Here is a 20,443-nt window from a genome sequence, read left to right on the forward strand (position 1 = left end):
CTTTCCCACGCTTGTCTGCGCTGTCACCGCCGCTTTCACTGCAATGCGGCGTTGGCCTGGGCGATCTTCTGCGCCGCCTGATGCAAGGCTGCGTCGGGCGCGGCCTGCCCCGTCAGCGCGAGTTGCAACGCGTCGCCGAGAATCGCCTCGATCTGCTGCCAGTCTTTCACGCGAGGCCGCGCACGGCCCGCTTCGAGCGCCTTCAGCTGGTCCGGGTACCAGCGATACTGCTTGACGAGCGTCGGATTGACGAAGACGCTCTTGCGCGTCGGCGGAATGCCGAGCACGGCCAGTTGTGTTTGCGTGGCCGACGAAGTCAGATAGGCGAGGAAATCCGCCGCCACTTTCGCATGTGCCGCATCTTTTGCAATACCCATTTGCCAGATGCCGAGCATCGGCGCCGGCCCCTTGACCTGACCGGGCGGCGGTTGCAGCGCGACCTGGCCGACGACGCGCGACTTCGCCGGATCGTCGAGCGCGGGCAGCCAGGCGGGCCACACTTCGATGGCCTGCGCGGCCGTGCCGCCTTGCAGGGCGTCTCGCACTTCACCGGCGCCATATACGTCGACGTCCTTCGGCGCCCACTTCTTCAGGGCGAGCAGCATCTTCAGCGCGGCCAGCGCTTCGGGCGAATCGATCATAACCTTGCCGTTGGTGTCGACGACTTCTCCGCCATAGGCCCAAAGGATCGGCAGAAACCCGGTGACGATGGGGTTACCCTTCACGCCGCGAAACACGACACCCAAGACGTCCTTGTCGGCAGTGCCGATAGTCTGCGCGATCTTCAGCACGTCGTCCCAACTGCGCGGCGGCTGCAGGCCGCGACTCGCGAGCAGATCCTTGCGATAAGCGAACATCTCGACATTGCCGACGATCGGCATCGCGTACAAGGTTCCCGTCGACGTGCGTCCGAGGGAGATCGTGGACGTCACCATGTCGGCATCCGCGAGCATGGCGGGCAGCGGCTGAAGCCATCCGTTGGCGATGAATTCGGGGGACCAGGTGTCGTCCATCATCACCAGGTCATAGGCGCGCGTGTTTTCGCGTAATGACAGCTTCAGTTTCTGATACAGGTCGTTGTTCGGCAGCTTCAGCAACTCGATATCGACGCCCGGGTGCTGTTTCTTGTAGCCGTCCACCGCCTGCGCGAGTCCGCGGCCGTAGATGTCGTCCCGGCCTGCGATCACGAGATCCGCGGCATGGGCACCAAGGGCGGCGATGGACAGGCAAGCCGCGACGCAAGCCGCGCGCAGGCAGGCGAACAGGGTCGTCCGCTGGATCATTGAAGCCATGGCTCTTGAATTCCTCCAGAGGAAAGGCGTATGCGTACGATGAGTCCAGAGCAACCCACCCCGCTTTTTTTTGATCGCGCGCAGCGTTGCGAAAAATAGATGCCAGATGCGGCAGCGGGAATTGCAGCAACCTAGCATGACGTACATGTGTCAGCAAGCAAGGTTGCCGGGTAGTGTTCGGACCCGCACGCAGGCACGCTTGCCGCGTGGTCCGTTTCCGCGCCGCGACCGCCCTCGGCTGATCATGGCGCGGTTTGGTCCATTGAACCGCCGCACCAACCCCGCAAAGCGATGCGGCCACAATGCTTCGGATCACGAATGAGCGAGAGGACGAAGGCCGCTAATCTCGCGGTCCATAGCCATCGCTCTCACGATGGACAAACCGCGTCCGGCGGCGCGGGCGGCAAAATTTTTTCCGCTCTGCACCATGAAATCCGTAGGGACCCGGTCATCGTTTGTACCGATTGAGCGCTACGAGTCCCGTGAATATTGTTGTGTGCGCATTCTTCAAATGCTGCGATGTGGCGGGCAAATGTTGCTCAACGATCCTTTCGAATCGGAGATGCATGATGTCCAGTAACAGTGTGTGGCGAAACTTTCATTGCGTCGTCGCGACGGGGATGGTAGCGGCGGGCCTGGGTCTGCCGGCAGGCGCCCATGCGGCGGCAGAGCCGATCAAGATTGGCGTGATCAGCGAAGAATCCTCGGTGGCGGGCGCTTCGATCAGCAAGGCGGCGCAACTCGCCGCGGACCAGATCAACGCCAGCGGTGGCGTCGATGGCCGGCCCATCCAGATCGTCGCGTACGACGACCATTCATCGGCTTCGGACGGCGTGCGCGCCTTCCAGCGCGCGGCGACCCAGGACAAGGTAGTCGCTGTGATCGGCAGCTACATCAGCGAAGTGGCGCTCGCGATGGAGCCGTGGTCGGGACGCCTGAAGATGCCCTTCATTACGCCCGGCGCGGCTAGCAACGACATTTCGAAGCACGTTCACGACGACTACGACCACTACAAGTACACGTTCCACGGCTGGATGACGTCGGCGTTCATCGCACAGTCCATCTGCGACTTCTCACACGACGTTCTGGTCGGCCAGTTCAAGATGAAAACGACGGTCGTCATGAGCGAGGACGCGGCGTGGACCAAGCCGCTCGACGAACGCTACCTCGAATGCCTGCCCAAAGCGGGACTTCAGGTGCTCGATCACATCCGCTTCAATCCTGACACTTCCGACTTCACGCCGATCTTCAACCAGATCGAGGCGAAGCACCCCGATACGATCACCACCGGCATCAGCCACGTTGGCGTGCAGCCGACCGTGCAATGGCACGACCAGCAGGTGCCGATCCCGATGTCGGGCCAAAGCTCGCAGGCCACGACCACGAGCTTCTGGAAGGACACGAACGGCGCGACGGAAGGCGTGATCACGGCCTCGGCCGCGGCGCCGGGCGTGGCGATCACGCCGAAAACGATACCTTTTACGGATGAGTATCAGAAGAAGTTCGGCGTTTCTCCGGCGTATTGCGGCTTCACGAGCTACGACCTCGTCTACATCCTCGCGGACGCGATCAAGCGCAACAAGGGCTCGACCGATCCGGACCGGATGGTCGACGCACTCGAGAAAACCGACTACGTGGGCACGATCGGACGCTGGCAGTTCTACGGCAAGAGCGATCAGTTCACGCACGCGCTGAAGTACGGGCCCGGCTATATCACGGGCATCGACCTGCAATGGCAAAACGGCAAGCAGGTTGCGATCTGGCCCAAGTCGATTGCCAACGGCGTGGTCAAATTCCCGACCTTCATGAAGGTGCAGCAGGCAAGCGCGAACTAGCAACGCGACGATCGCGACTGTCCGGACCCGCGCGTAGCGAAGGCCCGGACAGCGCACGCATCGACACCTTAACCAACATGAAAGGCCGGGCATGTTGCTACTGCAGATTCTCGTCGACGGCTTTGCGATCAGTTCCCTCTACGCGCTGGGCGCGATCGGTTTCACGTTGATCTTCGGCGTCTCCGGCATCTTGAATCTCGCGCACGGCGGCGTGATGCTGGTCGCGGCGCTGATGGGCTGGATGCTCGCGGGCGAGGCGGGACTTGGCACCTATCTCGGTACGCTGCTCGGCGTGTTGGCGGGTCTCGTGACGGCCTTCGTCACCTACCTGATGGTGGTGCGGCCCATTCAACGCTCGGCCGCGATTCCCGGCGAAGAGAAGGAAATCTTCGTGCTCACCGGCACGCTGCTGTGGGGCATCATGATCCAGCAGGGCATGGCGTGGCTCTTCACCGACAACCCGGTGACGATGCGCCCGCTGATCAGCGGTGTGGCGATGGTCGGCAGCGTGCGCGTGCCGTTCAACGAAATCATGATCGCGGCGGTCTGCTGGGCCGTGATCGCCATGTTGTGGCTGTTCGTGAACCGCACGCGCGCGGGCAAGGCGCTGCTCGCGGCTTCGATGAACCCTCGTGGTCTCACGCTGCTCGGTTTCGAACTCTCCCGAATCTATCTTCTCGCGTGGAGCATCTATGGGGTGCTGGCCGGTATCGCGGGCGTGCTGCTCGCTTCGTTCCTCGGCGTGAGCACCAACAATGCGGGGCAGCTCACGGCCAGCGCATTCTCCATTGTGGTGCTGGGCGGGCTCGGCAGCGTGTCCGGTTCGCTGATGGCCGCGTATGTCGTCGGTTATCTGGAAACCATTACGGCCTATCTGATCGCGCCGACCCTGCGGCCGCTGCCCGCGTTGCTGCTGCTGGTGCTCGTGGTGTATGTAAGACCCCAGGGCTTCCTGGGACGCCGCTAACAGTGCGAATGGAGCGTACCCCCATGTCCGTTCTTCTCCGTTCGCGTGGCGCATGGATCGCCGTTGCGCTCGTCGCGATGGCGGCGACGTTGCCGTGGTGGCTTTCGGGCTACATCCTCGGCGTGCTCACGGTTGCGTATTACTTCGGCGTGTTCGCCATGTCGTGGGACCTGTTGTTCGGCTTTGCCGGCGAGGTCAACTTCGGGCCGACGTTCCTGATCGGACTCGGCGCCTATTCGGCCGCGATCCTCGACGCCAGATGGGGTCTGCCCATACCCGTTTGCGTGCTCGCTGGCGGCGGCGTCGCGCTGGTGGGCGGTCTGCTGCTGGCGGTGCCCGCGCTGCGGTTGCGCGGTCCTTACTTCGGGCTGGTTACGCTCGTGGCCGTGCTGCTGCTGCAAAACGCCATCGTGATCTTTGCGGGCATAACTGGCGGCGAGATCGGCATGATGGTGCCGGACGTGATGTCGGTCGATGCGAACCATAACTACTGGATCGCGCTCGCGTTCCTGATCGTTTGCGCCGTCCTGCTGTTCGGCCTGTCGCGTTCGGCAGTCGGTCTGATCCTGCAGGCAAGCGGCCAGGACGCGACCGGCGCGCAGGCGCTGGGTTTCAACGTCACGCGACACAAGCTCGTGGCCTTTTGCATCAGCGCCGTTTTCTCCGGCGTGGCCGGCGCGATGCTGGTGTTCTACCAGGGCACGGCCTCCGTGAGCACGGTGGTGGATCTCAGCGTGGGAGTACAGATCATCATCGCGGCCGTGCTCGGCGGACGCCGCACGATACTCGGCGCGGTGCTCGGCTCGATCTTCCTGATCGTCGCCGGCGAGTTTCTGCGCCCGCTCGGCCAGCTCAACACATTCGTCGTCGCGGCGGTCGCACTGGCGGCGCTGCTGTTCTTTCCAGACGGTCTGCTCGGCAATCTGCTGCGTGCGAGGGAGCGCCAATGAGCGACACGCCGCTGCTCTCCGTACGCGGACTGACCAAGCGCTTCGGCGGTCTCGTCGCCGTCAAGGATATCGGCTTCGACATCCGGCCCGGCGAGATTCTTGGCCTGATCGGACCAAACGGCTCGGGCAAGTCCACCGTCATGAAGCTGATCATGGGCATCGAGCGGCCCAACGCGGGGTCGGTCAAGGTGAATGGCGTGGAGATGGCCGGCTGGGCGCCGCACCGGATCGCGCGCGCGGGCGTGGGCATCGTGTTTCAGCATTCGCGGCCGCTCCATCGGCAGACGGTGCTGGAACACATCAAGCTCGCGCTGCTTCCTGATTCGCTCGTCAAGCTGGCCGCCGAACCGCACGTGCACCAGCGCGCGCAGGAAATTGCCTCGCGTGTGGGCCTTGCCGCCGTCATGCATCGGCATCCCGCGACACTGCCATTTGCGGATCTGCGCCGCATGGAGATGGCCAAAGCGATTGCGCGCGACCCGCAGGTCGTGCTGGTGGACGAGCCGTTCGCGGGACTGACGGTGGCGGAATCGGAGGCGTTTTCCGAGCTGATTCGCGGCTTTCGCGCCGAAGGCCGCGCGGTGCTGCTGGTCGATCACAACGTCAAAAGTCTGTCCGCGCTCGCCGACCGCGTGCTCGCGATGTACCTTGGCGAGCATGTCGCCGAGGGCACCGCCGAACAAGTGATGCAGAACGAGACAGTGCGCCGGGTCTATCTGGGCAGCAAGCTGGAGTTGCGCCAGCGCACCGGAGCCGCGGGCATTGCCAGGCCCACGATCCTCGAGGTGACCGGTGTGCGTGTGCTATACGACAAGGCGTGCGCACTCGACGACGTCAGTCTGCAGGTGCGCGAGGGCGAGTTCGTATCGGTTGTCGGTCTGAACGGCGCGGGCAAGACGACGCTTTTCAACGCGCTCTCGGGCCTCGTGCCGTACAAGGGGACGATTCGCTTCGACGGGCGCGATCTGCGCGGCAGCAGCGGAGCCGCGATCTCGCGCGCCGGCCTCGTGCAATGCCCGGAAACGCGCGAGCTATTCGGCGACATGACGGTACGCGAGAATCTCGAACTCGGCGGATATCATCTCGCCGATACGGTGCGCGTCAAACAGCTGTCGTGGCTGTTCGATCTCTTTCCGATCCTCAAATCGCGCCAGGGCCAAACCGCGCGCACGCTTTCCGGCGGCGAGCAGCAAATGCTCGCGATCGCGCGCGCGCTGATGACCCAGCCGAAGCTGCTGATTCTCGACGAACCGACACTGGGGCTCGCGCCCGTGATTCTCGAGCAATTGTCGAAAGCGCTGGATTCGCTGCAAAAGTCCACGCCCATTACCGTACTGCTGGGCGAGCAGAACGTCAGGTTTGCGCTGCCGCAGGCGGACCGTGTCTACGTGCTCGAACATGCACGCATCATCTGGGAGGGCAGCGCTTCGCGCTTCGAGGCTGAGATGGGGCGCGGCTTTCTCGAGGCGGTGCCTACCGGCGAGCCCGACGCCACGACCTCCGGCGACGCGCGCAGCTAAGGCCGGCAGCGGCAGGCGAGCCCATAGCGCGGCATCAGGACAGGGACGCAAAGCGAAATCGACCCGCCGTCTTCGTCAGCAGACCGGTCTGCTCGGTCAGCGACGCGGCCGCGGCGGCTGCCTGCTCGACCAGCGCGGCATTTTGCTGCGACATCTGGTCCATCTGCGTAATCGCCCGATTGACTTCCTCGATGCCATCGCTCTGTTCGGCCGAGGCCGTCGCGATGTCGCTCATGATCGACGTGACGCGGCTGACGGCCGTCTGTACTTCGCCCATGGTCTCACCGGCCCGACCGACCAGGCGCGAACCGTCCGCGACGCGGGCCGTCGAGGCGTCGATAAGCTCCTTGATTTCCTTCGCCGCTGTCGCTGAGCGCTGGGCGAGATTGCGCACCTCGCCAGCGACGACGGCAAAGCCACGTCCTTCCTCTCCGGCGCGAGCAGCCTCGACAGCCGCATTCAAGGCAAGGATGTTGGTTTGAAAGGCGATGCCTTCGATCACGCCAATGATCTCGCCCATCCTCTTCGCACCGTCGTGAATGTCGCTCATCGCGGCGATGACCTGACGCACCACGTCCGCACCCGCACCGGCCGTCGTCTTCGTCGCGTCGGCCAGCTCGCGCGCTTCACGCGCGTGCGCGGCGTTCTCCGTGACGGCATTGGTGAGTTGCTCCATGCTCGCCGCCGTTTCCTCGATGGACGCCGCCTGCGTCTCGGTGCGCGCCGACAGGTCCGCGTTGCCGGCCGAGATCTGCTGGGTCGCGGATGCGATCGACTCGCTGCCGCGCGCGATCTGTTCGATCATCGTGCCGATGTCCTTCTGCATCTGCCCGACGCTTCTGACGAGGCGACCCATTTCGTCATCACTGTCCAGGCGCAATTGCTGCGACATGTCACCCTGAGCGAGTCGCTCGACATGGCGCACCGTCATATCGATCGGGCGCGCGATTGCGCGAAGCAGCGTGAAACCGCACGTGACGCAGGTCAGAAGACCGACGGCGATCGCGATTCCGGTAATTGTCACGAGGGTGTCATAGCGGTCCTGTGCCCTCTTGTAACGCACATTGCCCTGCTCGTTGCGAAACTTGTCCAGATCCGCGGTTTTCTGCGTGAGAGCCGCCGACAGCGGTGGCATCAAGACCATCGCATCGTGGTCGGCGGCTTCATGATCGCCACGGCTCATCGCGTCCATCATCGGCTCGAGTGCGCCCTGCAGCATCGCTTCCCGGGCGTCGGCCACGGCCTTCGACAAGGCCGCCTCGGCCTCGGAAACGGGAGAGATATCTCTGCATTAACGGCACCCACCCGGAAAAGTTCAGTTCTATTGATGATTCGGCGAGCCGTCGAGAACCGCGGCGGCTTCGGTCGTCGGTGCCGGCGGGATCGCCGGTTGCGCGGCAGGACCAGGTGTGCGGAAGTGAGGCGTATTGTCGCGATCCAGCACCGCGCGCGCCAGGTTCCTGTCGAGTTGCCCCTCCCAGCGAGCGACGACGACGGTGGCAACGCCATTACCGATCAGGTTCGTGACTGCGCGCGCCTCGTTGAGAAAGCGGTCCACGCCGAGCAGCAGCACGAGGCCTTCCACGGGAATCTTGTGCATCGAGGCGAGCGTCGCGGCCAGTGCGACGAATCCCGCCCCGGCCACCCCCGCAGAGCCCTTCGACGTGAGCAGCAGTACGCCGAGCACGAGCAACTGGTCCCAGATGCTCAGGTGGACGTTCATCGCCTGGGCGATGAACAAGGCCGCCATCGTAAGATAAATCGCCGTTCCATCGGCATTGAACGTGTAGCCGGTGGGCAAGACCATGCCGACCACTGGGCGAGCGCAGCCCATCGCCTCCATCTTGATCAGCATTTGCGGCAACACCGCTTCCGTCGACGCCGTGCCGAGCGTAATCAGAATCTCGTCCCTGATGTAGCGGAGAAACTTCCACAGCGATAGCCCGCACATTTTCATGACGAGGCCGAGCACGACGAACACGAAGAAGAACGAAGTCAGATACAGACAAAGCATCAACTCGCCGAACGATGCCAAGGTGCCGATGCCGTATTTGCCGATGGTGAAGGCCATGCCCCCGAACGCGCCGATCGGAGCAACGTACATGACGATTCGCACGACGCCGAACATTCCTTGAAGGAACATGTCGAGCATGTCGACGAATGGCGCGGCACGAGGTCCGAGCTTTGCCAGCGAGATGGCGAGCAGGACTGAAAAGAAAATGATGGGAAGCATCTCGCCTTTGGCGAATGCCCCGACGATGCTATTCGGAACGATGCTCATGAAGAAGTCGAGCATGCCGTGTTGCTGCGCCGCGTGCGTGTAGGTCGAAATTGCAGCGGCATCGATCTGCGAGGGATCGATGTTCATTCCGCTGCCGGGTTTGATGACATTGACGACCACCATTCCCGCTATGAGCGCAATGGTCGAGGCCAGTTCGAAATACAGGAGGGCTTTCACGCCTACCCGGCCCGCTTGATGAAGGTCGTTCATGCGCGCAATCCCGACCACGACCGATGCAAAGATGATCGGTGCAAGCAGCATCCGGATCAGCTTGATGAACAGGTCGCCCAGCGGTTTCATCTGCGAGGCGAGCTCGGGGTAGAAGTGGCCGAGCAGGACACCGGCCACGATGCCGATGAGGACCTGAACGTACAGCTTGGAAAGTGCTCTTCTTACTTTCGATACTGGCATGTCTGTCTCCTGTGCGTGGCGTCTTCAAAGGGAAAATGCGGCCCTCCCACGCAGCAGCGTGGAAAGGCCGCATTGAGCCGGCTTCGTTCCGTCTTTATATGAGCCATTCAACCGGGAATACTGGTCGGTGCCGTTGCGCGCGCGCGTTATTCAGCCAACTTGCGCATCTCGGCGATGAGGTCGGATTTGCCTTCGAAGCCGATGCCGGGCAGCTCCGGCATCGTGATATATCCGTTCTCGACGCGAACGCCGTCGGGGAAGCCGCCGTATGGCTGGAACAGGTCCGGGTACGATTCGTTGCCGCCAAGTCCGAGGCCCGCCGCGATGTTCAGCGACATCTGGTGCCCGCCGTGGGGAATACAACGGCTGCGCGACCAGCCATGCTGGTGCAGCATGTCGAGCGTTCGCAGATATTCAACGAGGCCGTAGCTCAACGCGCAATCGAATTGCAGCCAGTCGCGATCGGGGCGCATGCCGCCGTAGCGGATCAGGTTGCGAGCATCCTGCATCGAGAACAGGTTTTCGCCAGTTGCCATCGGCTTGTCATAGTAGTTGCGCAGCGTCGCCTGCAACTCGAAGTCGAGCGGGTCGCCCGCCTCTTCGTACCAGAACAGGTCGTACTGCGACAGGGCCTTCGCATACCTGATCGCCGTATCGAGGTCGAAGCGGCCATTGGCATCGACCGCGAGCTTCTGGCCGTCCTGCAGCACGCTGAGGATCGAGTCGATGCGTCGCAGGTCTTCGTCGAGCGAGGCACCGCCGATTTTCTTCTTCACGACCGTGTAGCCTCGGTCGATGTAGCTGCGCATCTCATCCTTGAGCTTTTCGTGGTCCTGGCCCGGATAGTAGTAGCCGCCCGCCGCGTAGACGAAGATCTTGCGGTTGGCCTCGCCATTGCCGTACCGTTGCGCGAGGAGCTGAAACAGCGGTTTGCCCGCGATCTTCGCCACCGCGTCCCAGACGGCCATGTCGATCGTGCCGATGGCGACGGACCGCTCACCGTGGCCACCGGGCTTCTCGTTGATGAACATCGTCGCCCAGATCTTGTGGGGATCGAGGTTGTCGCCGGAGTCGTCGACCAGCGAGGCAGGGGCGGCCTCGAGCAGGCGCGGGATGAAGCGCTCGCGCATCAGCTTGCCCTGACCGTAACGGCCGTTCGAGTTGAAGCCGTAGCCGATCACCGGCTTGCCGTCGCGAATGACGTCCGTGACGACCGCGACGAGACTCAAGGTCATTTTGCTGAAGTCGATGTAGGCGTTCCGGATCGGGGAACTGATCGGAACGGTTTTTTCGCGGATTTCAACGATTCTCACGCCACTGTCTCCAGAGAGTTGAACAGTTATTGAGCCACACCGGCTTCAATGTGGTGCTTAGCTTAGCCGCGAAAGAGCTTGCTAGAATTCACTTACGTTCACTACATATTTCACCAAAAGTGAGTACTGCTCCCGCATCCGACTTTGAGTTCTTCATTCTCCTGGCGAAACTCAGGAGCATGTCCGGCGCCGCCCGGGCGCTCGATCTGAGTCCGCCAGCGGCGACCAAGCGGCTGGGGATCATCGAGCAGCGGCTCGGCGCGCGTCTGGTCAACCGGACCACGCGCAGCGTCAGCCTGACACCCGAGGGCGAGACCTATCTGCGCTACGCGTCCCAGATCGTCGGGCAGGTCCGAGAGATGGAGGAGGCCATATCCGGCGCCAGACGCGATCCGCATGGGCCGTTGCGCATCAACGCGACGCTCGGTTTTGGCAGGACCACCATCGCGCCGCTCGTCTCCGACTTCGCAAAGCGTTTTCCGAATGTCGAAGTTCAGTTCGAGGTGACAGACCGGCCGGTCGATCTCGTCGAAGGGGCCTTCGACATGGCGATACGGTTCGGCGAGCTACCCGACAGTCGCCTGAGCGCGAGGCGCATCATGAGCAATCGCCGTTTTCTTTGCGCGTCCCCGAAATATCTGGAACGTTCTGGAACGCCCGAGCGGGTGGAGGACCTGCACCAGCATCGCTGCATCATTCATCGGCAGAACGATGACGCTTATGGCGTGTGGCGCTACATCGTGAACGACCACATCGAGGCGATCAAGGTGAAAGGCGCGCTATCGAGCAATGACGGCGACATTGTCCTTCGGTGGGCGCTCGACGGTCATGGGATTCTGATTCGCTCTGAATGGGATCTGGCCAAGTATGTACAGAGCGGGCGCCTTAAGCTGGTGCTGCCGAATACCGTGCTGCCGTCCGCGGACCTGTTCGTCTATTACCCCAGGCAGCGCAATCAGACCGCGCGGGCGCGCGCCTTCATCGACTTCCTCGTTGATCATTTTCACGCACCGTTCACACCGGTCGGCGCCACCGTCGAAGTTCCGGAAAGGAAGAAGTGGGTCTCGCGAAAGTGACGTTCATGTCGCGAGGACAGCGCTCGTGAAAAACCGCCGCAAGAATGGCGACCATTACTGGGTATGCGCGAACGTCACACCGGTGATTGAAAGCGGCAAGACCGTCGGCTATCTGAGCGTTCGTACCAAGCCTTCGCGCGACGAAGTGAAGGTTGAAGCGTGAGTCGTCGCTTACGGTCGCTCGATGATCGTTCCCTTTCGGGGCGGACCGCTACGGATCGTAGTGGAGATCTGGCGCATCACCGACGGATTTGTTTCCAGCGGCTCGATCTTTGCAGTCAACCTAGTTCGAACGAACTCACCCCGAACACGCGTTGCACGGGAATGGCTGGCGGGGCGCGAGTGTACATTCGCGCCGTTTCGAACGCGCTAACCATGCCGTAGCGTTCAGCGAGCGCTACGGCTGCCGTGTTGACCTCCGGCACGTCGAACGCGGTGACTTCGCCTGCGACGCTCGCGACCAGTCCGTCGAACAGATCGTTGGCGATCCGTGCGTCGTCGGCAAAGAGCGGACCGATCTTGTAGCCGGTCCCGCAACGGCGCAGCACGCCGTACCCCCTTATCTGAGCATTGCGCACAGCCGCCAGGGCCAGCGCCTGTGGTTGCGCGATCCAGTCCGCCAGGAAGCGGGGACGGGCGGTCGAAAAACATGCGCTGTCGTAGGCAACCAGTTGCGCGAAGGGTACCTCCCGCGCGTTCGTCAGGTTTGGCGTCGACGCAGCTTGCACGACGCCCTGGAAGCGGATGTTGCGATAGGCGAGCTGGAAGCCGGATTTTTTATAGTTCTGCTGCTGGGCAACGACACCATCGAGGCCGATCGTACGATCTCCCAGATAGCGCATCGCGTGCTGCCAGGTGCGCAGACCGAAACCCCTGGCGCGAAACGCCGGCTTGACGATGTAGAGGCCAATGAAACCGAAGCGCTCATCGTAGGCGACCGCCGAGATACATGCCACCGGCTCCCCGCGCCAGATACCGACGAAAAAGCCGTTGGGGTCCGCATTCCAGAAGCACCTCGCGTCGTCGAGGCCCGGATTCCACCCCTCTGCCGCAGCCCATTCGACCGCCAGATCGACCTCGCGGAACGACATGTTGCGCACAAGGAAATCGTCACGATCATCCATGATCAAACGCATCAACGTGATTGGCTACAACGTCTACGCAGGTGTGAAGACGACAGCGCCCTGCTCGGCAACTTGCGCGAAGGTCCGAGCGAAGCGGTAGGCCTGTCCTTCAATGACCAATTGGTTGAATCCTGACCGCGTGGTCTCCAGAAGCGCGTGGACCAGCTTGTTCGGAATGGCCGCGCAGCTTGTCCAGTCCGCGTCTGGCTCGCCAGGATCACCAAGGTAGACTTCGCAATTTTCGCCTTGAGAGAGCACAAAAATCAGGCTCTTTCCTTTGTCTAGCGAAAGCTCCAGGTACTCTGAAAGCGTAGATACTGCCTCGGTCGCTACATCGAGCGGGTCGCGAGAGGAAGAGTTCATAAGTGGCCTTTTGTGGGTCGGGCGTGGCATCCAAATAGGTAACAGGACATGGCACACCTCGAAGACGATCAGACCGGCAACTGGCCGGGCGCACCATCCAGAATGCGAAGCTTGTCGTCGATGTCGGGAAGCTGATGGCCAGCCGCGCGAAGCTCGTTCACAAGCCGATGCGCAGTTGCACAACACTGCGCAAGCGTCTCATGCAGTCGCGGTTCGCCCCGCAAACCGGTCACCACCTTTTCCAGCTCGGAGGGGGGCTCGCTTAGCAGGGCGGGAACCACCTCTTCCGCCGGGATCAGCGACCCGTGGCTCAAAAGCTGGGCCGTCCACTCGCATCCATACAGCAGCGTCCGTCGCTCAGCCCGTTTCGCTTCTTCCTGCTCCAGAGTCGCGAGACTGTGCCGGTTCTTGTGAATCGAAGCGCGCCAGGTCGCAAGTATGTCGGCGCGCAACGCTGCAATTGCGTTGCCGAGCGACGTGCTCTGTCCGCCAACGACGAGCCGGCGTTCGTCGAGCCTGTCGACGTGGTCCCGGTATCCTTCGAGGAAGGGCTGCCAGTTCAAGGGCAATTCGGTCGTCTCGGAGAACGACCGGCTAGTCTCATTGAGCTCGGTCCTGATGTCCTCGATGGCCCGAGCGTCGGCAAGCCGTGCCTCATAGACCTCGTAAGCCGTCACCATCTGGCGATGAAGGGCGAAAAGGGGATTCTTGTGGCGGCGTTGCAGGTGTCGCTCGGCGGCGCCGGGATGAGCGCTCCATCTCCAGTTGGGCAGCGATTTCGCGTCGAAGTCGACCGCGTCTATCATGGGCCGGAATACCGCCAGCCCCTCTTCGGTTGCATGCTGAAAACAGTCGGCCAGTTTGAAGTCGTTGCCTTGCAGGTCGGTGCCTTCGTTCCCGGCATAAGGCGAGTCCGGTGCGAGCCTGAGGAAGGCAGTAGCGAGGAAAAACTCCATGGGTAGCTCGACGGACAGACCCTCCAGTCGGAAGGTGCGCTGTTGAGCGGAAAGGTCCTCGACAGAATGCGCGAGGCGGTTTTCGAGGTCGAGGAGCGAGTCGATCTTGTCGCCGGCCGACGGTTGCATCGCGTCGGCGAGCAGGCACAAAGACTCACGCACCATTTTTGCCGCGATCGTGCCGTGCTTCTCGGCGAAAAGCCACAACCAGAGGGCAAGCTGATACCCCCGGACGCCGTTTCGCGCGAGCGTTTCGACTTCGGGCGCAAAAGTAATTCCAGGCGCGGCCCAGTTCGCAAACGGTGGCGAGTCGCTGCTCAGGTACATATCCAGAAGCTGCTTCAACGACTCATGCGTGCCGCTCGGCCAGCTTCGCGTCTCGTCGTACCGCTTCTCGGTCTTCCAAAGTTTCCAGGCCATCGTGAACCTCGCAAGAGTGTGCGGGATGCGGCTTGGTGAAGATACTTGCACACTCGGTCGGGGGCGTAAACCGGCGGTTGACCTTGTTGACCCGGAGAGGTTGCCGCGGTGCGATGGGGGTTTAAAGCGGGTCAAAACGCTATGAGGTTGAATCGGCTTTTGGTCGATCAGTGCCGCCATAAGTCAGGCTTTCTCTGCCTGCTCGATCCTGGACTGGCGCGACCCGGAAGCGGTGTCCGGGCGCATTCGAATCCCGCGGCTCGTGGTCGGTCGAGGTTTCGCTCACGCGCGGTTAGTACTAGGCTAGAAGCCGGATCGACGAAGACCGGCTGACGCGCGAACCATCCCCGGTCGCGTTGGCCCGTGTTCGACGTGTTTTCATCGGCGTGTTGCCGCATTGGAGCGAGGTCCACCATGCAATTGTCCGCCGTCAAGGTCGTCAAGCCCGAAGCGACCAACTTCATTCTCGGGCAAAGCCACTTCATCAAATCTGTCGAGGATATTCACGAAGCGATGGTCGGCACGGTGCCCGGCATCAAGTTCGGTCTCGCGTTTTGCGAGGCTTCCGGCAAGCGCCTCGTGCGGCGCTCCGGCACCGACGAAAGCCTCGTCGAGATGGCATGCCAGAACGCAACCAACGTCGGCGCGGGCCATAGTTTCTTCGTGTTTCTGGGCGACGGTTTTTTCCCCGTCAACGTGCTGAACACGATCAAGGCCGTGCCGGAGGTCTGCCGCATCTTCTGCGCAACGGCGAATCCCGTCGAAGTGCTGATCGCTGAAACAGATCAGGGGCGAGGCATCGTCGGCGTGGTCGATGGTTTTTCGCCTGTCGGCACGGAAAGCGCGGAGGACATTCAATGGCGCAAGGATCTTTTGCGCACGATAGGCTACAAGCTGTAGCGGCTGCGCATTCACCCGCTTCACGCGCGCCGCCACGCCTGCCGACATCCTATGGAACGACAACGACGCCTGATGCCGGGCACGCTGTGGCCCGCCATTGTGCGACAGACCGGACATGCGCTGAGCTGCGGCGCGCTGCGACCGATCGACACGCAACAGTCCGTGATCGACAGCGGCGGCATCCGCTTTCTCGTGCGTCGGGTGTCGAGCCTGACGCGCAAGGAACAGCAACGCGAGCAAGCGCGCAAGCTGCAGACGGCAAAGCACCCTCAGGCGAACCCATTTCTTCCCTATGAGCCGGATCTGTTCGTCGCCGACATCTCCGATACTCACCTCGCGTTGCTGAACAAGTTCAACGTGATCGATCATCATCTGCTGATCGTCACGCGCGAATTCGAACCGCAGGAAGCGCTGCTCGATCTTGCCGATTTCGAAGCGCTGCTCGCGTGCATGGCCGAATTCGACGGCATCGGCTTTTACAACGCCGGCACGCAGGCGGGCGCGAGCCAGCCGCACAAGCACCTGCAGATCGTGCCGCTGCCGCTCGGGGAAGCCGATCCGTCCGTGCCGGTCGAGCCCTTGCTCGGTGCGGATGACGGCATGGCGGATCTGCCGTTCCGGCATGCGTTCGCACGCTTTCACGCCGATGATCTGGCTCGCGCGGATGCGCCGAAGCTGGCGCTTTCCCGCTATCGCACGCTGCTCGACGCGGCGGATATCGGCGCGCTCGAAATCGACCGTGCCTGCTGTCATGCGACGCCCTACAACCTGCTGGTCACGCGGCGCTGGATGTTGCTCGTGCCGAGATCGCAAGAGCGAGTCGAAGGCGTGTCGGTCAACGCGCTCGGCTTTGCGGGTTCGCTGTTCGTGCGCGATGCGGCTCAACTGGATGTGATCGAAAGGCTCGGCCCGATGACGGTATTGGAACGCGTCGCGCTGCCTGCGAATCCATAGCGGCCGCGCAACCCGATCGCGCAGCAGACTCACGCGACGAACTCAAGCTCCGTCCGACTGCAAATACCTGTGCGCGAAAGCAATCGCCATGCTGCCCTCGCCGACGGCCGAAGCGACGCGCTTCACAGGGCTCAGTCTCACGTCTCCACACGCAAACACGCCAGCCACGCTCGATTCGAGCAGAAAAGGATCGCGCTGATGCGACCAGCGTCCGGCCTTGACGACGTCATCGCCGGTCAGAACGTAGCCGCGCACATCGCGCGCGATTTCGGGCGGCAGCCACTCCGTCTGCGCATCCGCTCCGATGAAGACGAACAGACCGCCGCAGTCGTGTCGGCTCACTGCGTCGCTCGTCGAATCGCGAACGGTGATGGCCGTCAGATGCGTATCGCCATGCGCGCCGACGACTTCCGAGCGCAGCCGCACCGCGACATTCGATTTGCCCGCTAGCTGTTCGACGAGATAGCGCGACATGCCCTTTTCGAGCGAATCGCCGCGCACGAGGAGCGTCACGCTGCGCGCATGATTGGCGAAGTACAACGCCGCCTGGCCGGCCGAATTGCCGCCGCCGATCAGATGGACATCGAGGCCGTGCGTCGCGCTCGCTTCGCTGCGCGCCGCGCCGTAGTAAATCCCCTTGCCGATCAAGCGGTCGAAGCCGTCGATCGCGAGCCGCCGCCACGTGACGCCCGTCGCGAGAATGATGGTTCGAGCGTGCACGGCGTCGCCGCCGTCGAGATGAATCCGCCGCGCCCGCACATCGATGCGCTCGACCGAGCGCGTCACGAGGATCTCCGCGCCGAGCCGCCGTGCCTGTTGCAGCGCGCGGCTCGCGAGTTCGTCGCCGGAAACACCATTGGGAAAGCCGAGATAATTTTCGATGCGCGAGGACGTGCCCGCCTGTCCGCCCGGCGCCTCGCGCTCGAGCACCAGCGTGCGCAGACCTTCCGACGCGCCGTATACCGCGGCAGCCAGCCCCGCGGGACCGCCGCCGATGATCGCCGTGTCGTATCCGGCCAGACGCGGCTGCGTCTGGAGGCCGAGCAGTCCCGCAAGCTCGCGGGTCGCGGGCCGCCTCAGCACTGTGCCGTCGACGAGGCGCAACGCGGGGCACTCGCCTTCCGTTGGACATGTGCCAGGCCAGCGCGCGGCCAATTCGGGCGCATCCGGCGCCAGCCAGTCGACGCTGATCTGATTGCGCGCGAGGAACTGACGCAGCAGCGTGCACGCATTGTCCCAACGGTTGCCGACGATCGTCACACGCGCCTTCGGCGGCTCGGCGGAAAGGCTTTGCAGCCCGCCGATGCGTTCGCGCGCGAGCGCGCCCATCTTGAACGCCACGTCGGGCGACGCCGCCGCGAGCGCATAGTATTGCGGCGCGTCGACCCGCATCACGCGCGAAGGCTCGGCCGCTCGATACGCGCCCGGAAACGGTGCGCTCAGCGCGAGCGGCACTTCGCCGAAGATCGTGCCGGGCAGACGCCAGCCCAAGGTTCGCTCGATGCCGTCGAACGTCTTGATGACTTCCATCTTGCCCGACAGCACGGCGTATAACGCGCGCTCGCCGCCTTCATGGACCGCGAACTCGCCCGCGCATAGATGCAGGTCGGCGCACGCGTGCACGAGGATTTCCAGTTCGCTGTCGGGGAGGGTCGAGAACAGCGGCACGGCGCGGATGTCGTCGATCGTCAGCATGGCTTGATTTTCCGTTCTGTCAGGCAGATGACGCAACGCGCGGTGCACCGGGTTTCAGAGGCGTCATGTCGGACGATTGGACTCGCGCAAACGGATGCGCAGACAAAGCGCGAAGTCGGCAACCGCACCGACCCAGTATAGGATTTTCAGATCGCGATGCAGACGATCGAGCCATGGGTGCGCTTCTGAAAGACCTAAGCTGGATGAACGGCCGCGATATGAATGCCGTATTTCGTCGCTGCCATGCAACCAGTATCAGGCGATCAGCGTGGAGGTGCGCAATGGTGTTGCGATGGGTGCGAATGGTATGTCTGGCGACGTACGTGTGTGCCAGCGCGCAAGGATGTCTGGCCGCGGATTCGTCGGCAGCGCTCGCGGCTCCTGTCGCGCCGCCGGTCGTCTATGTCTCCGATTTCGATCTCGACGCCGCGAACATCGCCCCTGACAGCGGGCCAGGCCACCGCGCGCGAGGCATCCTGGGCAATCTGGTGCCTGAGGGCCCGCTGCGTCAGCAGCAGGATCCGCAGGCGCGTGCGCGAGACATGGTTGCGCTGATGGCGCAATCTCTGACGGACGATCTGAAGAAGGCCGGAGTAGACGCGCGCCGCGTCACGCCGGGTGAACCGCTGCCCCACGACGGCTGGCAGGTGCGCGGCGTTTTTCTCAGTGTCGATGAGGGTAATCGGCTGCGTCGCGCGATGGTGGGTATGGGCGCGGGCCAAAGCCAGTTTCAGGTCGCGGTTTCCTGCGATAACCTGGCTACGCCGGAGTTACCGCCGCTCTATGAAACTGTTGAAGAGGGGGCGAGCAGGGATATGCCGGGCGCCGTGATCAAGCTCAACCCGTACGTGATCGCCGCGAAGGTCGTGCTGTCGGGCCGCGATGAAAAGACGGCGGTCAGGAAAAGCGCGGAGCAGATCGCTGACGAACTCGCGCGACGGCTTCAGACGGGTGCAAGGGAGGCCGGCAGCGCAGCCCCCGCCCGATAGGCGGCCGAAGCCGCCCGCTCAGCAGCCCGTCCGCTTGACGCGCTCGACCGCGAGGCCGAACACCGGACGCAGCTTCGTGCCGACCACGTTGCCGAAAAATGCCGAGACGAGCCACAGCCAGCCGTGCAGGCTGCCCGACACGATGCCGCTGAAGTACGCGCCGATATTGCAGCCGTACGCGAGGCGCGCGCCGTAGCCGAGAATCAGTCCGCCGACGATCGCCGCGATCAGCGAGCGCAGCGGCAGACGCCACACCGGCGCATAGCGGCCGGCCAGCGAAGCGGCAACCATCGCGCCGATCACGATGCCGATGTCCATGACCGACTTCGCGTCGTGGCTGATCGGTGCGGCAAGGGCGGCCGCGTTCGGGCCGCTGCTCCACACATGCCAGCTCGCGACGTCGACGCCCATCGCGGAGAACGCCTTCGCGCCCCACAGCGCGAACGCCGACGTGATGCCCCACGGATGGCCCGACAGCGCGAGCGTCACGAAGTTGAGGATCGCGAGCACGACGCCGCCGGCGAGGAGCGGCCACGGGCCATGCAGCCACGGCGATGCGTTCGGGGCGCGATCCATGTCGCTGACGAGACGGCCGTGACGGCGCTTTTCGATCAGCACGCTCAGCGCGGCGATGGCCGCGAACACCACGAGGTTCAGCGCGATCGCCGGGCCGACGCCGAGCGTCTGCACGAGCGAGATCGGCGGCAGATGCGGCAGCGCGGACCAGAACGGCATGTGCGCGGTGCCGATCACCGAGCCGATGATGAACGCGATCAGCGTGACCACCATCCGTGTGCTGCCGCCGCCGACCGTATACAGCGTGCCGGAGGCGCAGCCGCCGCCGAGCTGCATGCCGATGCCGAACATGAACGCGCCGATCAGGACCGACGTGCCGACGGGCGACACTTCACCGACGACCGGATGACCGAATAGCGTGCCGGCGGAAAGCGCCGGGAAGAACAGCAGCACGCCGATCGCGAGCATCAGCATCTGCGCGCGCAGGCCGGCGCCGCGGCCGTCGGCGATGAACACGCGCCATGCGGACGTGAAGCCGAACGCGGCGTGATAGAGCGTGACGCCGAGCAGCGCGCCGAGGACGTACAGCGCGGCCTGTTTCACGCTGACGGTCTGCGCGAGATAGATCGCGCCGAGCACGACCAGCGCGAACGCGACGGCGAGCGGCTTCGGATTGATGTTGACGAGACGGCGGGGCGCGCCGAACGGCGTGGAGAGATCGGACATGGTGAGCGGGGCGGGCACGCTTGTCGCGAGGGCGGCACGCCTATGAAACGGCGGTCGCTGCGCGGGAGGAGGGCCGCGAATAATCGTTTTTGGGAAAGCTCGCGAGTATACCGAAATGTCGCGTTGCGGCTGTTGCCCGGCAAGGCTCGCGCTGC

17 protein-coding genes and 1 pseudogene are annotated in these 20,443 nt (G+C 63.3%); 9 read left to right on the forward strand and 9 right to left on the reverse strand.

The genetic code is table 11. The features are described from left to right. Positions 1–35: 35 nt before the first annotated feature. Entirely contained in the window at positions 36–1,292 is a 1,257-nt protein-coding gene (locus tag F6X37_RS26860; RefSeq protein ID WP_187613385.1) for an ABC transporter substrate-binding protein, read from the reverse strand. A 569-nt stretch (positions 1,293–1,861) separates the two neighbouring features. Between F6X37_RS26860 and F6X37_RS26865 the strand changes: the two genes are divergently transcribed. From F6X37_RS26865 to F6X37_RS26880, 4 genes are all read left to right on the forward strand, one after another. Then, on the forward strand, positions 1,862–3,127 hold the full coding sequence (locus F6X37_RS26865) for an ABC transporter substrate-binding protein (protein ID WP_187613386.1): 1,266 nt from the start codon (positions 1,862–1,864) through the stop codon (positions 3,125–3,127). A gap of 91 nt (positions 3,128–3,218) precedes the next feature. After that, positions 3,219–4,094 (forward strand): branched-chain amino acid ABC transporter permease, encoded by an 876-nt coding sequence (locus F6X37_RS26870; RefSeq protein WP_187613387.1) that lies wholly within the window; start codon positions 3,219–3,221, stop codon positions 4,092–4,094. 23 nt (positions 4,095–4,117) lie between these two features. Beyond that, positions 4,118–5,044: a branched-chain amino acid ABC transporter permease gene (locus tag F6X37_RS26875; protein WP_187613388.1), complete on the forward strand. Its 927-nt coding sequence runs from the start codon at positions 4,118–4,120 to the stop codon at positions 5,042–5,044. Continuing rightward, positions 5,041–6,564 carry an ATP-binding cassette domain-containing protein gene (locus tag F6X37_RS26880; protein ID WP_187613389.1) on the forward strand — a complete coding sequence of 508 codons (1,524 nt, stop codon included), beginning with the start codon at positions 5,041–5,043 and terminating at the stop codon, positions 6,562–6,564. The genes F6X37_RS26875 and F6X37_RS26880 overlap by 4 nt, the downstream gene beginning before the upstream one ends. A gap of 34 nt (positions 6,565–6,598) precedes the next feature. Here the strand turns inward: F6X37_RS26880 and F6X37_RS26885 are convergent. From F6X37_RS26885 to F6X37_RS26895, 3 genes and pseudogenes are all read right to left on the reverse strand, one after another. Beyond that, positions 6,599–7,840, reverse strand: a pseudogene (locus F6X37_RS26885) (methyl-accepting chemotaxis protein); the annotation flags it as partial. A 45-nt stretch (positions 7,841–7,885) separates the two neighbouring features. Continuing rightward, complete coding sequence (locus F6X37_RS26890) at positions 7,886–9,256, reverse strand: dicarboxylate/amino acid:cation symporter (RefSeq protein WP_187613390.1); 1,371 nt, start codon at positions 9,254–9,256, stop codon at positions 7,886–7,888. 146 nt (positions 9,257–9,402) lie between these two features. Beyond that, complete coding sequence (locus F6X37_RS26895; RefSeq protein WP_090810943.1) at positions 9,403–10,569, reverse strand: mandelate racemase/muconate lactonizing enzyme family protein; 1,167 nt, start codon at positions 10,567–10,569, stop codon at positions 9,403–9,405. A gap of 179 nt (positions 10,570–10,748) precedes the next feature. Between F6X37_RS26895 and F6X37_RS26900 the strand changes: the two genes are divergently transcribed. Together F6X37_RS26900 and F6X37_RS26905 are read left to right on the forward strand one after the other, a co-directional pair. Beyond that, positions 10,749–11,645 (forward strand): LysR substrate-binding domain-containing protein, encoded by an 897-nt coding sequence (locus F6X37_RS26900; RefSeq protein ID WP_244144729.1) that lies wholly within the window; start codon positions 10,749–10,751, stop codon positions 11,643–11,645. A gap of 25 nt (positions 11,646–11,670) precedes the next feature. Next, the gene (locus tag F6X37_RS26905) at positions 11,671–11,808 is read left to right on the forward strand and encodes a hypothetical protein (RefSeq protein WP_187613408.1); all 138 of its coding nucleotides are present in this window, start codon (positions 11,671–11,673) and stop codon (positions 11,806–11,808) included. 115 nt (positions 11,809–11,923) lie between these two features. On the opposite strand, the gene F6X37_RS26910 is transcribed toward F6X37_RS26905, so the two are convergent. The 3 genes from F6X37_RS26910 to F6X37_RS26920 form a co-directional block, all read right to left on the reverse strand. After that, positions 11,924–12,769, reverse strand: a complete 846-nt coding sequence (locus tag F6X37_RS26910) for a GNAT family N-acetyltransferase (protein ID WP_187613391.1) — start codon at positions 12,767–12,769, stop codon at positions 11,924–11,926. A gap of 33 nt (positions 12,770–12,802) precedes the next feature. After that, positions 12,803–13,132 carry a hypothetical protein gene (locus tag F6X37_RS26915; protein ID WP_090811860.1) on the reverse strand — a complete coding sequence of 110 codons (330 nt, stop codon included), beginning with the start codon at positions 13,130–13,132 and terminating at the stop codon, positions 12,803–12,805. A gap of 68 nt (positions 13,133–13,200) precedes the next feature. Then, entirely contained in the window at positions 13,201–14,508 is a 1,308-nt protein-coding gene (locus F6X37_RS26920; protein WP_187613392.1) for a tryptophan leader peptide, read from the reverse strand. 414 nt (positions 14,509–14,922) lie between these two features. On the opposite strand from F6X37_RS26920, the gene F6X37_RS26925 reads away from it, so the two are divergent. Next, entirely contained in the window at positions 14,923–15,408 is a 486-nt protein-coding gene (locus tag F6X37_RS26925; protein WP_018422486.1) for an adenosine-specific kinase, read from the forward strand. 51 nt (positions 15,409–15,459) lie between these two features. Then, a complete protein-coding gene (locus F6X37_RS26930; protein WP_187613393.1) occupies positions 15,460–16,362 on the forward strand; it encodes an ATP adenylyltransferase family protein in 903 nt (300 codons plus the stop codon). Between the two features lie 42 nt (positions 16,363–16,404). Here the strand turns inward: F6X37_RS26930 and F6X37_RS26935 are convergent, their stop codons facing one another. Beyond that, positions 16,405–18,057 carry an FAD-dependent oxidoreductase gene (locus F6X37_RS26935; protein WP_187613394.1) on the reverse strand — a complete coding sequence of 551 codons (1,653 nt, stop codon included), beginning with the start codon at positions 18,055–18,057 and terminating at the stop codon, positions 16,405–16,407. A 173-nt stretch (positions 18,058–18,230) separates the two neighbouring features. On the opposite strand from F6X37_RS26935, the gene F6X37_RS26940 reads away from it, so the two are divergent. Further along, the gene (locus F6X37_RS26940) at positions 18,231–19,046 is read left to right on the forward strand and encodes a DUF4410 domain-containing protein (protein ID WP_262420032.1); all 816 of its coding nucleotides are present in this window, start codon (positions 18,231–18,233) and stop codon (positions 19,044–19,046) included. A gap of 18 nt (positions 19,047–19,064) precedes the next feature. Here F6X37_RS26940 and F6X37_RS26945 read toward each other — a convergent pair whose 3' ends face one another. After that, the gene (locus F6X37_RS26945) at positions 19,065–20,288 is read right to left on the reverse strand and encodes a YeeE/YedE family protein (protein WP_187613395.1); all 1,224 of its coding nucleotides are present in this window, start codon (positions 20,286–20,288) and stop codon (positions 19,065–19,067) included. Positions 20,289–20,443: the final 155 nt, after the last annotated feature.

The sequence above is a fragment of the Paraburkholderia sp. 31.1 genome, from assembly GCF_014397645.1.
GTDB lineage: Bacteria > Pseudomonadota > Gammaproteobacteria > Burkholderiales > Burkholderiaceae > Paraburkholderia > Paraburkholderia tuberum.

Coding starts and splice junctions, on each gene's coding strand:
- F6X37_RS26865 (WP_187613386.1), top strand. CDS start 1,862: ATGTCCAGTAACAGTGTGTGGCGAAACTTTCATTGCGTCGTCGCGACG.
- F6X37_RS26880 (WP_187613389.1), top strand. CDS start 5,041: ATGAGCGACACGCCGCTGCTCTCCGTACGCGGACTGACCAAGCGCTTC.
- F6X37_RS26945 (WP_187613395.1), bottom strand. CDS start 20,288: ATGTCCGATCTCTCCACGCCGTTCGGCGCGCCCCGCCGTCTCGTCAAC.
- F6X37_RS26915 (WP_090811860.1), bottom strand. CDS start 13,132: ATGAACTCTTCCTCTCGCGACCCGCTCGATGTAGCGACCGAGGCAGTA.
- F6X37_RS26860 (WP_187613385.1), bottom strand. CDS start 1,292: ATGGCTTCAATGATCCAGCGGACGACCCTGTTCGCCTGCCTGCGCGCG.
- F6X37_RS26920 (WP_187613392.1), bottom strand. CDS start 14,508: ATGGCCTGGAAACTTTGGAAGACCGAGAAGCGGTACGACGAGACGCGA.
- F6X37_RS26900 (WP_244144729.1), top strand. CDS start 10,749: ATGTCCGGCGCCGCCCGGGCGCTCGATCTGAGTCCGCCAGCGGCGACC.
- F6X37_RS26940 (WP_262420032.1), top strand. CDS start 18,231: ATGGGTGCGCTTCTGAAAGACCTAAGCTGGATGAACGGCCGCGATATG.
- F6X37_RS26925 (WP_018422486.1), top strand. CDS start 14,923: ATGCAATTGTCCGCCGTCAAGGTCGTCAAGCCCGAAGCGACCAACTTC.
- F6X37_RS26930 (WP_187613393.1), top strand. CDS start 15,460: ATGGAACGACAACGACGCCTGATGCCGGGCACGCTGTGGCCCGCCATT.
- F6X37_RS26910 (WP_187613391.1), bottom strand. CDS start 12,769: ATGGATGATCGTGACGATTTCCTTGTGCGCAACATGTCGTTCCGCGAG.
- F6X37_RS26875 (WP_187613388.1), top strand. CDS start 4,118: ATGTCCGTTCTTCTCCGTTCGCGTGGCGCATGGATCGCCGTTGCGCTC.
- F6X37_RS26870 (WP_187613387.1), top strand. CDS start 3,219: ATGTTGCTACTGCAGATTCTCGTCGACGGCTTTGCGATCAGTTCCCTC.
- F6X37_RS26890 (WP_187613390.1), bottom strand. CDS start 9,256: ATGCCAGTATCGAAAGTAAGAAGAGCACTTTCCAAGCTGTACGTTCAG.
- F6X37_RS26935 (WP_187613394.1), bottom strand. CDS start 18,057: ATGCTGACGATCGACGACATCCGCGCCGTGCCGCTGTTCTCGACCCTC.